At 45.2% G+C, this 12,440-nt stretch carries 12 protein-coding genes; 1 reads left to right on the forward strand and 11 read right to left on the reverse strand.

Annotation, left to right across the window (positions count from 1 at the left end; all coding sequences use genetic code 11):
• Positions 1-22: 22 nt before the first annotated feature.
• From ACOSV2_RS21335 to ACOSV2_RS21370, 8 genes are all read right to left on the reverse strand, one after another.
• Positions 23-445 (reverse strand): RND transporter, encoded by a 423-nt coding sequence (locus tag ACOSV2_RS21335; RefSeq protein ID WP_428975036.1) that lies wholly within the window; start codon positions 443-445, stop codon positions 23-25.
• 158 nt (positions 446-603) lie between these two features.
• Positions 604-741, reverse strand: coding sequence for a hypothetical protein (locus tag ACOSV2_RS21340; protein ID WP_428975037.1), 138 nt, complete (start codon positions 739-741; stop codon positions 604-606).
• Between the two features lie 113 nt (positions 742-854).
• Positions 855-1,523 (reverse strand): DNA alkylation repair protein, encoded by a 669-nt coding sequence (locus ACOSV2_RS21345; protein ID WP_428975038.1) that lies wholly within the window; start codon positions 1,521-1,523, stop codon positions 855-857.
• A 342-nt stretch (positions 1,524-1,865) separates the two neighbouring features.
• Positions 1,866-3,443 (reverse strand): SagB family peptide dehydrogenase, encoded by a 1,578-nt coding sequence (locus ACOSV2_RS21350; protein WP_428975039.1) that lies wholly within the window; start codon positions 3,441-3,443, stop codon positions 1,866-1,868.
• A gap of 20 nt (positions 3,444-3,463) precedes the next feature.
• Complete coding sequence (locus ACOSV2_RS21355; RefSeq protein WP_428975040.1) at positions 3,464-5,410, reverse strand: TOMM precursor leader peptide-binding protein; 1,947 nt, start codon at positions 5,408-5,410, stop codon at positions 3,464-3,466.
• The gene (locus ACOSV2_RS21360; protein ID WP_428975041.1) at positions 5,407-7,311 is read right to left on the reverse strand and encodes a putative thiazole-containing bacteriocin maturation protein; all 1,905 of its coding nucleotides are present in this window, start codon (positions 7,309-7,311) and stop codon (positions 5,407-5,409) included. Before ACOSV2_RS21360 ends, ACOSV2_RS21355 begins: the two co-directional genes overlap by 4 nt.
• A gap of 135 nt (positions 7,312-7,446) precedes the next feature.
• Entirely contained in the window at positions 7,447-7,716 is a 270-nt protein-coding gene (locus ACOSV2_RS21365; protein ID WP_428975042.1) for a heterocycloanthracin/sonorensin family bacteriocin, read from the reverse strand.
• A 290-nt stretch (positions 7,717-8,006) separates the two neighbouring features.
• On the reverse strand, positions 8,007-8,948 hold the full coding sequence (locus ACOSV2_RS21370; protein WP_428975043.1) for a DHH family phosphoesterase: 942 nt from the start codon (positions 8,946-8,948) through the stop codon (positions 8,007-8,009).
• A 93-nt stretch (positions 8,949-9,041) separates the two neighbouring features.
• Here ACOSV2_RS21370 and ACOSV2_RS21375 point away from each other — a divergent pair, with 93 nt between their 5' ends.
• Positions 9,042-9,347, forward strand: coding sequence for a YtpI family protein (locus tag ACOSV2_RS21375; RefSeq protein WP_148970857.1), 306 nt, complete (start codon positions 9,042-9,044; stop codon positions 9,345-9,347).
• 360 nt (positions 9,348-9,707) lie between these two features.
• Here the strand turns inward: ACOSV2_RS21375 and ACOSV2_RS21380 are convergent, their stop codons facing one another.
• The 3 genes from ACOSV2_RS21380 to ACOSV2_RS21390 all read right to left on the reverse strand — a co-directional run bounded on the left by ACOSV2_RS21380 (position 9,708) and on the right by ACOSV2_RS21390 (position 12,360).
• Positions 9,708-11,027, reverse strand: a complete 1,320-nt coding sequence (locus ACOSV2_RS21380) for a DRTGG domain-containing protein (protein ID WP_428975044.1) — start codon at positions 11,025-11,027, stop codon at positions 9,708-9,710.
• 305 nt (positions 11,028-11,332) lie between these two features.
• A complete protein-coding gene (locus tag ACOSV2_RS21385; RefSeq protein ID WP_428975045.1) occupies positions 11,333-11,575 on the reverse strand; it encodes a hypothetical protein in 243 nt (80 codons plus the stop codon).
• 104 nt (positions 11,576-11,679) lie between these two features.
• Positions 11,680-12,360: a metal-dependent hydrolase gene (locus ACOSV2_RS21390; protein ID WP_428975046.1), complete on the reverse strand. Its 681-nt coding sequence runs from the start codon at positions 12,358-12,360 to the stop codon at positions 11,680-11,682.
• Between the last annotated feature and the right edge of the window lie 80 nt (positions 12,361-12,440).

Genomic DNA, 12,440 nt, shown 5'->3' on the forward strand with positions numbered 1-12,440 from the left:
AGAAGATGTCTTCTTAACCTTTTCACCTAAGAAAATAAACTGTATAGGAAATAATCATCGTGATGGCGACTAAAACAGATATTACTAGACCAATAACCCCTAGTATGCCAACCCATCCTACTGTATAGGTGATAAAATATAATTGATATCCGAAACCTAAAAGTATTATAGCTAAAGGAACATTAAAAGGAAATGTACGTTTCCAAACAAGTGCTAATACTACAGATAGGAAAAGCAATACTATTCCAAGGGTAGAATTTGCAGTGTCCCATCGGAATTCCATTCGAGATTGCCCCGCATCCTCAGCTTGTGGGTTGGACAGGTTTTTTACTCCTTCTGAAGCTTCGGAAATCAGAATAAGCCCCATCAGCACAATAATCCCGAATACAATCCAATTAATCTTTTGAAATTTCTTATTCCTCTTCAAAATTTGTTCTTTGGTCAAGCTCTCACCTCTCCGTTGTTAGAGAATGAAAAAAAGTTACTTAATTACTCAAAAGAAATTTCTTTAAGGGTTATTTCTTCTTCTGTTAACCTGCCCTTTACTTTAACAAGGGGGCTGCTTATTCAGCAAACACCTCCATTTATGGTTACAAAATTTCATTAATTGAAAATTAGCTTTAAATAATCTGCGTGACCTCTTATTAGTTCAATTTCTTCGTCAGTTGATACCCAAAAGAATTGAAAAGTAAGTCCTTTTTCTTCTCCTCCACCTGTAGGATTGTGCTCCCAGAATTCCAAAATTCCCCTCCAATAAAAAAAGGATCTGGAAGCTTACTTTCAGATCCTTTCCATATTGACGCTTTGAATTCCTTTATTTTCACATCAAACCCTTATGAATTTTTCAGTGGTAACTAATTATTAATTCGTTTGTTAACTTCAATCGTAATGAACTCCGGCAAATAATTGGGAGTACATCCTTTTGATACCATTTCATCTTTGTAAAGACCCGTTTTCTCACCAAGTTTCATACAACGTGCTCGATACTTTTCATCATAAACGCCTATCCAGCCTGCGGTAAAATTCATAGCCCATTGAACTTCCGGTTCTTCCTGCGTAATAGTAGCTTCAATTGCAGATAGTAAGTCTGCGGTGTTATCAGGCGGTGTTTGTCCAGTCCATCTCAATCTCGCTTGAAAATACCAGAAAGCTCGTCTTTGAAGAGCAGAAGGACTATTTTCCCATGACTCCATCAATGCAATGTTTTTCTTGTCTTTGGTGAACTGATTAGCCATTAACCAATCCATTAAGTTATTTCGCTCATCATATGTGTGAGTCTGCATATCCTGATCAAGCTTATTTAGTACATCTTGTGAAAGAAGTTTTTTGTCCATAATTAAGATTGCCAATAGTCTTGGCAAAAACTCTCCGGTTGACCAAAGTTCCATAGCTAGTTCGTGATCTTTTTTAATGTCCTTCGCGATTTTTCGTAAGTCGCCTAGCTTAGTTTTACTAGTGATCTGAGGTAGAATGTTTTCTGCTTTTGATGAGCGTTTTATTTCTGTGCTTTTATTAATATTCATTTGCCACAACTCCTTCTTAAAGCACTGTTAGTCCTTGGCAGGATATATCAATAAATAATTTTCATTATAAGTCTTATTGCATACAATTGTACCATAACAATGTAAAAGGAATGATTCATTTTGCCGTTATTTATGATACGGTTCCCCACTACCAGTGCTAAACTACATCTTCAACAATCTGGCCCTTTAACTGAATAACCATCAAAAAAACATCGCCTCATTTCATTCTGAAATGATATATCTCCGGTTAGAGAGGAACCTTCCCCGCTCTACTGTCAAAACAAAAAGGAGATGCAAATCCACTACAAACAGATTTACTCCCCTTATTCTCCTTACTCATGTTCAACTTAGCAAACTCCCTTTCATCCAAGCCCGCTCCCGAAAAGGTCCGATCGGTATTTGGATCAAGGTCGTTTGGCCCTTTGAATCTAGTTTGTAAATTCCATCCGTCAACGTTGTATCAAACCCAAGCAGCGGGTGTCCGCCAAACCCGCAGGCAGATGAAGACAAAAGCAGGCGCTGTACAAGCATTCCGGCTTCCATTTGCATGATTCTGTAGCCTCTGTAGCCCAGGGTGTCTTGATAGTAATCTTTGTTTCCTATGATATGAAGGCATAGGGGCACTTGAAGCAAATTGACGTTATCAAGTGACAGACCTGATTGAAGCTGAAGACGATAATCTCCTGAGCTGATTTCCTGCAATGAATGGCGGCCGATGTCATATGCGTATGCGCCATTCGGTACGCCTTCCACATTATAAAAACAGCCAAAAATAGAAACACCGGATTCACTACCGTAAGGAACTTCGTCGATGTCGCTACGGAACGAGTAGGACTGAGTGGCTTTTTTCAATATCGTCGCGAGTTTCTGCTGACTGACCTTACCCATGACAAAATCCATTTCAGGGGAATGGCGATTTTTGCATGCTTCAACAAAATCATACGTAAAGGACTCCACCTCTGGCAGAAGGATTTCGTTTTCCCCTGTTCTAAAAACCTGTTGTTTTCCTAGTTTCTGAAAATCGCCTGTTGAATCGATTTGGGAAGCCTCATTCACTGCCAGTAACATAGGAAACTCTCTAATCCTTTCCGACTTTTCGTAGAGTTCTGCAGAAATAGCCGGCAGCTCGCGGCATAATTCTTCTGCGCTGAGTGTCCGGAACACTCCCCTCCCAGTTCCAGCCCAATTCGTTGCAGCAACCGAAAGCGGGATGACGGAATAGACGCTTTCCTCCTCCTCTGTCAGCCCAAGCAAACGATTGATCGCTGAGTCCAGAAATTGAACATATACCCCTGACTCGAATCCGAACCGTTTGGCCGTTTCCAGCAGCTGTCCCTTGAGGACACCGGCATCCAGTCCCTGCAGCCGATAGGAAAAGTTATTGTATTTAAAGAAGTTTTTCCAAAATCGTGTGGAGACAAAGGCTGCGCCAAAACACGTTGAGATATCGCAGCGATTGCCGAGTGCCCGTTCTAAGTACGAATCGACATTCCCTTCCCGGAGCAGGACGAGGCGATGGTGGGCGACATCATAATGGTAGATTCCAGCGGGCAAATCATCCAACTTTAAATAGATATAGAGTTCATTTGGGTAAAGCGCCCCTCCTGATGGAGCAAACCGCCGATAGGAGTGGATGGGGTAAGACTCCTGATCCAGAGAATCATCCGGATCCACCGACTGGCTTACCCCGGTGATGCCATAGACATACCAGAGAAAGTGCCCGATTCTTTCTAAATCGGGTGTTGACGGCGGCTGGCTCTCGATCAGTGACACAGGTACTTCCAGAGACAATGGCACAGCCCGCAAATCCTGGTAAAGCTTGTAGGGAAGAGGGGCATCCTCCCAGTCCACTTCCCAGTTTGGCTGATTGGCCCGATTGATATTACATTGCAGATCTTGTAAAAATCCTTCCAGACTCATCCTCCTTACCTCCTAGTACCTTAAGGAAACGGATGCGGTTTTTGATTGAGCTGCTCATAGGTCAGCGGTCGGTCATAATATCCCAGTTCTGCAGGGACGTTAAGGACTCTATCCAACCCTGTCAGACGGGTGAGATGATGTCCGAATGTCATGGGAAGCATGCCGGGAATCAAGACTTTCACACAGTATAGTCCGTTCTTTTCAAGTTCTGGTGCGGTTTGATCAACGACAATGACATCAAGGTTCCGGTTTCGGAATCTTTCAAGAATATCCTTCAGGTCATCCGTAAGATCACTGTGATCGGAACTCCAATTGAATTCCTCCTTGAAACTTCGCGAAGGCCGGCTGTCATCCTGTAAAAATTTGAAACGTTCCTCGGCCTGGGGCAGTCCATACAGCATACCGTGATCATCCATCTGCCTTACGAGGGAATCATCGTCAAGCATTTTTTCGTAATTCCCCTTGTTCTTATCCAATTTTTCATCCAGATTCAGCATCATCCCGGCGAGCTCCTGAATCGCGCTTTTTGCCGCTCTCACTGGATCCAGATGGGCACCCGCCGCGAGGATCAGATTCAACCCTGTATCCTTCCTGTTCTTGGCCATCGCAAAGACGCTTGGAATTCCGTGCTCCATGGTAGAGTCATACAAATGTAGATCATACCCTGCGACCGCCCGCATCCGGTCAATCATTAACTGCAGTTCTTCGTCCTCTGCTGTAAGAGGGTCAAGACTCGGCAGGTTGAGCTCGGCATACCAGGTCAAAAGGAACGAATCCCGTTCGACCACCTCCATGATTCCGTAAAAAATCGCTTCCTCCCTGCTTCCTCCAAGTGCACAGCCATTGGACGTTTCATAGACAAAACCGGATGAGCTGCAGCCCAGACTGTAATAGGCAAGGAGCTCAGGGACAAGGAGCTGACGCTCATCGATGAGTGAATAACCCCACACCCAGTCCATTGCCCGATCAGGGTCAAACTTTTCAAATGGGAAACCCGGCATGGCGTACTGCTCGTCGGTGTGGACGCCGACCTTTAGGGGATTCAGTGCATGCTCCGCCAACTGTCGGTAGCTGTCATGGACGACTGTCCTTTTGCCCCGGGGCTGCAAACCGCAGTGACGTTCCAATCCTTCAAGAATGGCTGTCAGCTCGCTGTCTGAGTAGACTTGAGTCCGGCCGGCCGTCCCTTCATCCCCGGAGAACATCGGCATATTGACGCTCGCATCGGCAAATGGCGTCACCAGGTCATACATCTTGCTGTTGAAAAGTCCGGTCCGATTATCCAGATAGTCTTTGATCAGGACATTTTTCAGTTCATCCAGGGGAGTACAGCGGAAACTGCCGGCATGGATCTTCGGACTGGGTTTGAGGGAAACACGTGCTAACTCTGGTGAATCGTCTGATATCGGGCTGCAATTATGGCATAGTGAGTCGGGAACGAAAGAGTGCCAGGAGCTGTTCAATGTTTTCAAGTCGGTTAGACATACCCTTCCTTTGGAGTGTGGCTTTGCCCCTTCAAGGACCCGGCTAACTTCTGCTGCGATGATGTGAGCCATGTGCACTAAACCGGTATTCGAAGCCCATGGATCTTTTGTGATTCCACCCACTTCAGCGAGTTTTTCCTGTACCTCCCGCATTTCATTCCGTTCCTTTCCTCCAAGGAGACGTCTCAAATCGGCACATTGTGAGCATCCTGGTGTGTTCGGTAGAACCAATGGGCCGATGATTCCCTCTCCGAACGAAACGAAGCCTCTCATCCATGGGATAGACGACTCCCTCATCACTTCTTCTGCCATTTGATGCACAGCCGGATTCCATTTATCATCAAGTGTCAGCACCAGATCTGTCTGTGCCGGGAACTTTTTTTCAACGTTTTCTTGCCGGAAAACGGGATACCGCGCTGAAATTTGTGCACATACAAGGTCCGCAAGCAGCCCATCCCCCACAATCACCACGAAAGAATTCATCCGTTTTCCTCCTCTCGCAGCAGCACACCAAACACGCCTTCGAGCTCCTGTTTAAAAACGGACTCAATATTCAGTTCATATACCACTACCTGCTTCTGATTCCTTTTCAAGGTTTCGATTGCTTCTTTCAGGAGCTGGGTCCTGTCTTCACTAGCTGGAATGGTGATCCTCTCTGGCTTTCCTTGCTCTAACGCAACAACAACCGGTGTTGCGTCGAAAGCCTCCTTATCGTTCTGAGCTAGAAAGAGCGCTTGTTGCAGAGAGTTCCTCAGTGCCATGGTGATCGTTACATCGGTATTTCCATACCAGCCATTCCTTCCACGAACATAGACGACAGGAAATCCGGCCAATTCCTCCCCTAATCCGATTTCCGGCTGGCCTTGCATGGTGGTCAGTGCCTGTAGATAATAACGGCATGCCTCATCCTCAACCTTATCCAATTCAAGACGGGAAATCGTACTGCTTTGAACCGATTCTCTTTTCCTCAGCCCATCAGTCAAACACTTCCGAAGACCGCGGCCGAGGCATTCTGCAAACGTCGCTCCTGCGCAGGTGGCCATATACTCACCTGTCTCCCGAGGAACAATCAAACTGGCCAATCTTGAAGCGTATCTCTCTATCCCTCTTAACCCGGCTTCCCGGCGTGCTTCTACATGGGTCAAGCCGCTGCAGATCACCTCATCCAGCAGTTCCGCAGGACCCTCGGTCAGGACATCGACCGGCTGCACACGGCATTGAGCCAATGGCAGCTGCTTCGTATCTCCTTCTTCCCATACATGAAATATCCCCGTTTCTTTTGACGTTAGCAGAGTAAAGAGATATAGCACTTTCTCACGGTCAGATCTTTCTGAAACCTGTTCGATCCGTGACTCCACACTCTGAACCGCTTCAGCTGCTAAATGCCCTGTCTCCAGGGGATGGGATAAAAAAGAATGCCAGCTTCCTTCAAGCGTTTCTGTATCCATCAGAAAGATTCGATTTCTCTGATTGGATTTTGACACTCCCGTTAGCTCTTTGAATAGTTCAAAGACAATCATATTTGCAAGCATCGCTCCAGGGATCGCCGATTCCATCGAAAACTGATTTTCTTTTCGTAAGGCAGTAGAATGGACGCGCCTCCATGCAGATTCCCATCCAGCCTCGGAATCAGGGTGGATGATGGGTCCTGCGATTCCTGTCTGCCTGTTGCAAATCGCCGGAATCAACAGCTTCTTATCGGTCCGGCAAATGTCATGGAGGAGGTCCAATTCCTCAAGGTTTTCGTTTTGACTACCATATAAAATGGAATCAAAGGGCTTCAGGGTCTCCCGCCATCCGTCTTCACTGAATCCGACTTCCAGGAGGTCTACCTCCGGATCCGTTTTACGCGCATGTTCCACGAGTTCCTGCAGCCGCCCTCTATTCGTCGGTACCTCATCGGTCAAGAGCACCTGCAGCTTAGCCAATCCGGATTCAATCAGCGATGAAACGAGTGAAGTCAGAAATGGGCCAGATCCCACTGCCAGGACATTGGCCCCGCGGTAGGTTTCAAACCTTGAAGCGCCCGAACCTGCCAAACTGTCGACAAATTCGATCTGTGATGCGAATTTACTCACTGCATGTTGGGGCAGCTGGTGTGGCAGATCCTTGCTCACGTCCCGGACAAATCCGTTTTTATGCAAAACCTCCGCTATTTCCATGACCCTGTTTATATAAGGTTCAGGCAGTCCGTTCGTCAAATACTCAAGGGAGTACTCCCCATTAAACATCGGAAGCAGCTTCTCAACCCACTGATCGATTCCACGTCCCTCCATGCGGAAAGAGCATTGGTTATTCCTAAAGAAAACACCGCTGTTTGGTTCAGGGAGATAAAACGTATCCCTCTTTACTTTTAAACGCATAGAAGGGTCCAATTTTTCCATAGCGCTCCTCCTTACACCCGCTAATGTGACTATCATTATCATCGTATGTGTCTCACTTTGTCCCTTATGTATAAAAAAAGACCCCTGCACTGACTCGTACAGGGATCATGTTGAAAACGAAATTCTAAAAGCTGATTAACGGCCGCAGCGTCCACATCTGCCGCAACCGCCACACCGGCCACCTCCGCCGCATCTTCCGCACCCACCGCAACGGAAGCATCCACCACAGCCTCCACACCCAAAACAGCTAAAGAAGCATGAGAACCCAAAGCCAAAACAGCCGCCAAATCCAAGGAAGAGTCGTTCGTCATTAGGATCATACATGTTTTGATCCCATGAAACAGGTTGTGTTGCCTGGAAATCACCAACATTCAGATTTTGAATTTCATTGTGAAAATGATTCATCAATTTTATTACCTCCCAAGTAAGTTACCCATTGTCTCTCACAATTAAGGAACAAGAACAGTCGAGCTTTCCAAGAAAAAAATTCTGTCATTTAGGTAAATTCACTATATATGAACACTCCCAAACAATTTATGTCACCTTGCTGGGTATTGTGATTGATACAAAAGCCTATTTTACAGGGACATGAACAAAAAAATACTCCCGTCAATGGACCGGAGCTTGAACCTTTTTATCTAGTTCCGTCAGAACATGAAATAGAGGAGCCGGCATCTGCCGGCTCCTCTTAAGACTTATCTATGATTCCTGCACACTTCTCTTAAATCCTTCATCACTTCTTCTTTTTCTTCCCATGAATAAATCGAAGCCCCTGCTGCCAGTGGATGTCCTCCGCCGTTGTATTTTTTGGCGATGGTGTTGATGATTGGTCCTTTGGAACGGAGGCGGACCCTGATTTGATCACTTTCTTCAATGAAGAAAACCCATGCTTTGATGCCTTTTACGTTCCCCAATGTACTGACCAGTAAAGAAGCTTCTGAAGGAATGACCTGATGCTCTTCAAGAATTTCTTTCGTCATGATCATGCTTGCACAGCCATCCTGATCCATTTCGAAGTTTTGAAGGACATATCCGTGCAGCTTAATGACATTGGAATCAATCTCGTACATTTTATTGAATAGTTCATTACGGTCAAAATCAAAGCGAATCAATTCACCTGCGATATCGAACGTATTCTGGGTTGTACTTGGATAAAGGAATCTTCCCGTGTCCCCCACAATCCCGGCAAATAAAAGCCTTGCGCCCTCATCAGATAGCGTGAGTCCTTTATCCTTACCGAACAAGTAGAATTCATAGATCATTTCGCTTACTGAGCTTGCGGATGTATCGATCCATAAATAGTCTCCATATGCATCTTCATTGGGATGATGGTCGATTTTAACGAGCTTATCCCCTAATGTATAGCGTCTGTCACAGATCCGTTCTTCATTAGCCGTATCGCACACGATGATTAAAGCTCCTTCGAACACATGGTCTTCAATGACATCCAGGCGTTTTAAATAATGAAGACTTTCATCTTCTTGCCCGACGGCATAAACCTTTTTATCCGGGAAGGACGTTTTCAGCATTTCCACGAGGCCTCCCTGGGAGCCGTATGCGTCAGGATCCGGGCGAACATGTCTATGTACGATGATGGTTTCATATTGTTTGATGAGTTCCAGTATTTGTTCTTTCATGGGAATCTCCTTTGTAGTGGATTTTTTATTTGGCATTCTGTCCTGATATCTGTAAAATAGTAGCGAGAGAAGTCAACGATGGAGGACAAAACTATGTATTTTCTCGCACTACTGATTGTCGTAACATTCACGTTTTATGTCTTTTATAAAATCAGACAGGTTCGAACGAATCGACCAATGGAAAAGAAATGGTTATCGGCAAAGGCAAGCATTGCCCTTGGGCTATTTGTTGCCTTATTTGGTATAAACCAGCTGTTTTTATTCCCAGGAACGCTGACGTATTTTATCGGCGGTCTTTTTATCCTGATCGGGCTTGGAAGCTGCTGGGCAGGATATAAGCTGTACAAGCATGTGCTCCCGTATGCTCAGAGGGAAGCGAAAGAACTGGATAACCAATAAATGCGACAAAAGACTGGATGCTTATCCGGTCTTTTTTTTCTGATTTCTTAGTCAGTGGATTGATTTTTTCAGGTAAAAAAAGCATCCTTTTGTTCAATTATCGGGTGAAAGATGACCTTTTAAGTAGCCTATGGATGAAAAAGCGGTCATTCTTCAACTTTCCGAACCGATTTTGGCTACTTATGACCCTCTTCCCGGATTTATGAACCGGATTTCGTTACTTATGATCCTCTTTCCAGATTTATGATCCAGTTTCGGCAACTTATGAACCGGAAATTCATTTTATGAACCTTTTGTCGAACATTCTACAAGTGATTCCAGAAAATCTCACATCCATCATTTGCTTATTCAGAAACAAACTTAATGACGATCAATCAGCTGACAGATCATCAGGGATTTTCCGACCATTACACCTTCACAATATACTTCTACATCCACTTTACCAAATTTCCTTCCGACGTCGAGCACTTTCGGGTGAATTTCAAGCATACTCTCCATTTGAACAGGCTTGATGAAATAGATGGTCATATTTTCGATGACGATATCACCTTTTTTGTAGGGCTTCAATGAACGATTGGCCGCTTCTGTCATTAGTGTAGTGAATACGCCATACGAGATCGTACCAATTCCCGTGGTCATCTGAGGAGTCACCGCAAAAAGGTAGACTTCTTTATCGCCCTTCTTTTCACCCGCTGCTTCTACTCCGTTACTGATCAAATCATCAATCGTTTCCCCGACCTGTGGCTGCCTTTGGATCATTTGCAATGCCTTTAATACGTCCTGACGACTGATTATTCCCTGGAGCCTGTTTTGTTCATTCACTACGGGAAGTAATTCGATCCCTTCCCAGATCATGATATGGGCGGCAGAGGCTACGCTTGTATTCGGGCTGACGGTGATCGGTTGTTTGGTCATGATCTTATCGATCCCCGTATACTTTTCCTGCCCCATGACGTCTTTAGAGGTGACCATGCCATGTACTTTCAGGTTGTTATCCACTACCGGGAAACGGCTGTGGAACGTATACTGATTCTTTTCGTACCATTCCTCCAACGTATCATCTATATGCAAGTACGCTGTGTCATCTGCTTTTGTTAAAATATCTTCTACTAATACGATTTCTTTTTTGATGAGCTGATCATAGATGGCCCGGTTGATCATGGTCGCCACTGTAAAGGTGTCGTAGGAAGTAGAAATGATCGGGAGTTCGAGCTCATCTGCAAGCTTCTTGACATGATCCTCTGTATCGAATCCCCCGGTGATCAGGACGGCAGCACCGGCTCTCAGTGCGTGCTCATGGGCCTGGGTCCGGTTTCCGACGATCAATAGGTTCCCAGCTTCCGTGTATCTCATCATAGCCTCAAGCTTCATGGCTCCAATGACGAACTTATTGAGCATTTTATGTAATCCCGTTCTTCCACCCAATACTTGTCCATCAATGATATTGACCACTTCTGCATAGGTGAGCTTTTCGATGTTATCTTTCTTCTTTTGTTCGATCCGTATCGTCCCGACGCGCTCGATGGTGCTGACGTATCCTTTTGTTTCGGCATCCTTGATTGCTCTATATGCCGTTCCTTCGCTTACGGTCAATGCTTTTGCAATTTGGCGGACGGAGATTTTTTCACCGACTGGCAATGTATCTATGTAGTCTAATATTTGTTCGTGTTTAGTAGCCAAGCTTTTCACCCTTCTTTATAACGTCCTGCTTCATATGTTTATTATAATGTGAAAAGCGTGGTGTTTCAATTTTATCGGGGCTTTCGATAGTGAAAGCCCCACTTTAGATGAGAGAGTGCTGGTTGATTTTCGCTGCAGGGGCTAATCTAAAGTGGGGCGTGAGTTGAGCCTCCTCGGGCTAAAGCCCTGTGGGGTCTCAACTTTCCCGCTATTCCCGCAGGAGTCGAGCACCTTCCGCTCCAATCAACATCAGCGGTTCGGTTCTATCAAGTTCACGTAAAACAATACCCTATTAAATAAAAAACTCATCCAAATGATCTTGATCTGACTTTCCGCACCGGCTTGGATTTCAACTTCTTGCCCTTACTTGTTCCTTTAGGTGTGTAAAGAAGGGCTGCGAGGTTTCCGGCTACTACACAGGTGGCGAGTACGAGCCAGCCGATGGCGAAGATCCCTTCCTGGCCTTCTGCAAAGATGGACATGCGGGGGGCTCCGTAATAGATGAGGGCCCCTGTGAATAGTAGACAGAGAATGTATCGTTGTTTCATACGTTTTTCCTCCTCTCTAGGCTTGTATCATGTATATGCGAGAGAATGGAGGATATTGTGTAAACATGAGAAAAAGGGTGATGCAATTGCACCACCCATACCATTTAATATTCGATTACATCTCCAGCCTTCATGACCTGTCCTTCACAATCTTCAAGCAAGTCGATGAACTTCTGTGGGTCCTGCTTGATCGGCGGGAACGTGTCATAATGAATCGGCACGACTTTTTTCGCTTTTAAGAAGCTTGCTGCCGTCGCTGCATCCTCTGGTCCCATTGTGAAATTATCACCGATGGGTAGGAAGGCAAGGTCGATTGGATGACGTTCCCCGATCAGTTTCATGTCGGAGAATAGCCCCGTATCTCCTGCATGGAAAATGGTTTTTCCTTCAATCATTAAGAGAACGCCTGCTGGCATACCCATGTAGATGATTTCATTGCCGTCTGTGATCAGACCGGATCCGTGGAACGCCTGAGTTAGTTTCACTTTCCCGAAGTCAAACTCATAAGCTCCTCCGACATGCATCGGATGAGTTTTCACTAGTTGCCAGCTTAGGTAAGTAGCCAATTCGTGGTTAGCGATAACTAATGAATCGTTTTTCTTCGCCAACTCGACCGTGTCACCTACATGATCGTTGTGACCGTGTGTAAGGATGATCACATCGGGTTTCTCGTCATCCACTTTAAGATCTGTCAGTTCGTTTCCATTGATGAACGGATCGATAAGGATCGTTTTACCGTTTGTTTCGATTTTCACTACTGAATGTCCGTGATATGAAATCTTCATTTTGCATCTCCTCCAAATAAACTTATCTATTTTTCTTACTCTCGTATGCTATTTTATGTTATACCCCAATTTTATAAAAA

It is taken from the genome of Rossellomorea sp. DUT-2, assembly GCF_052665285.1.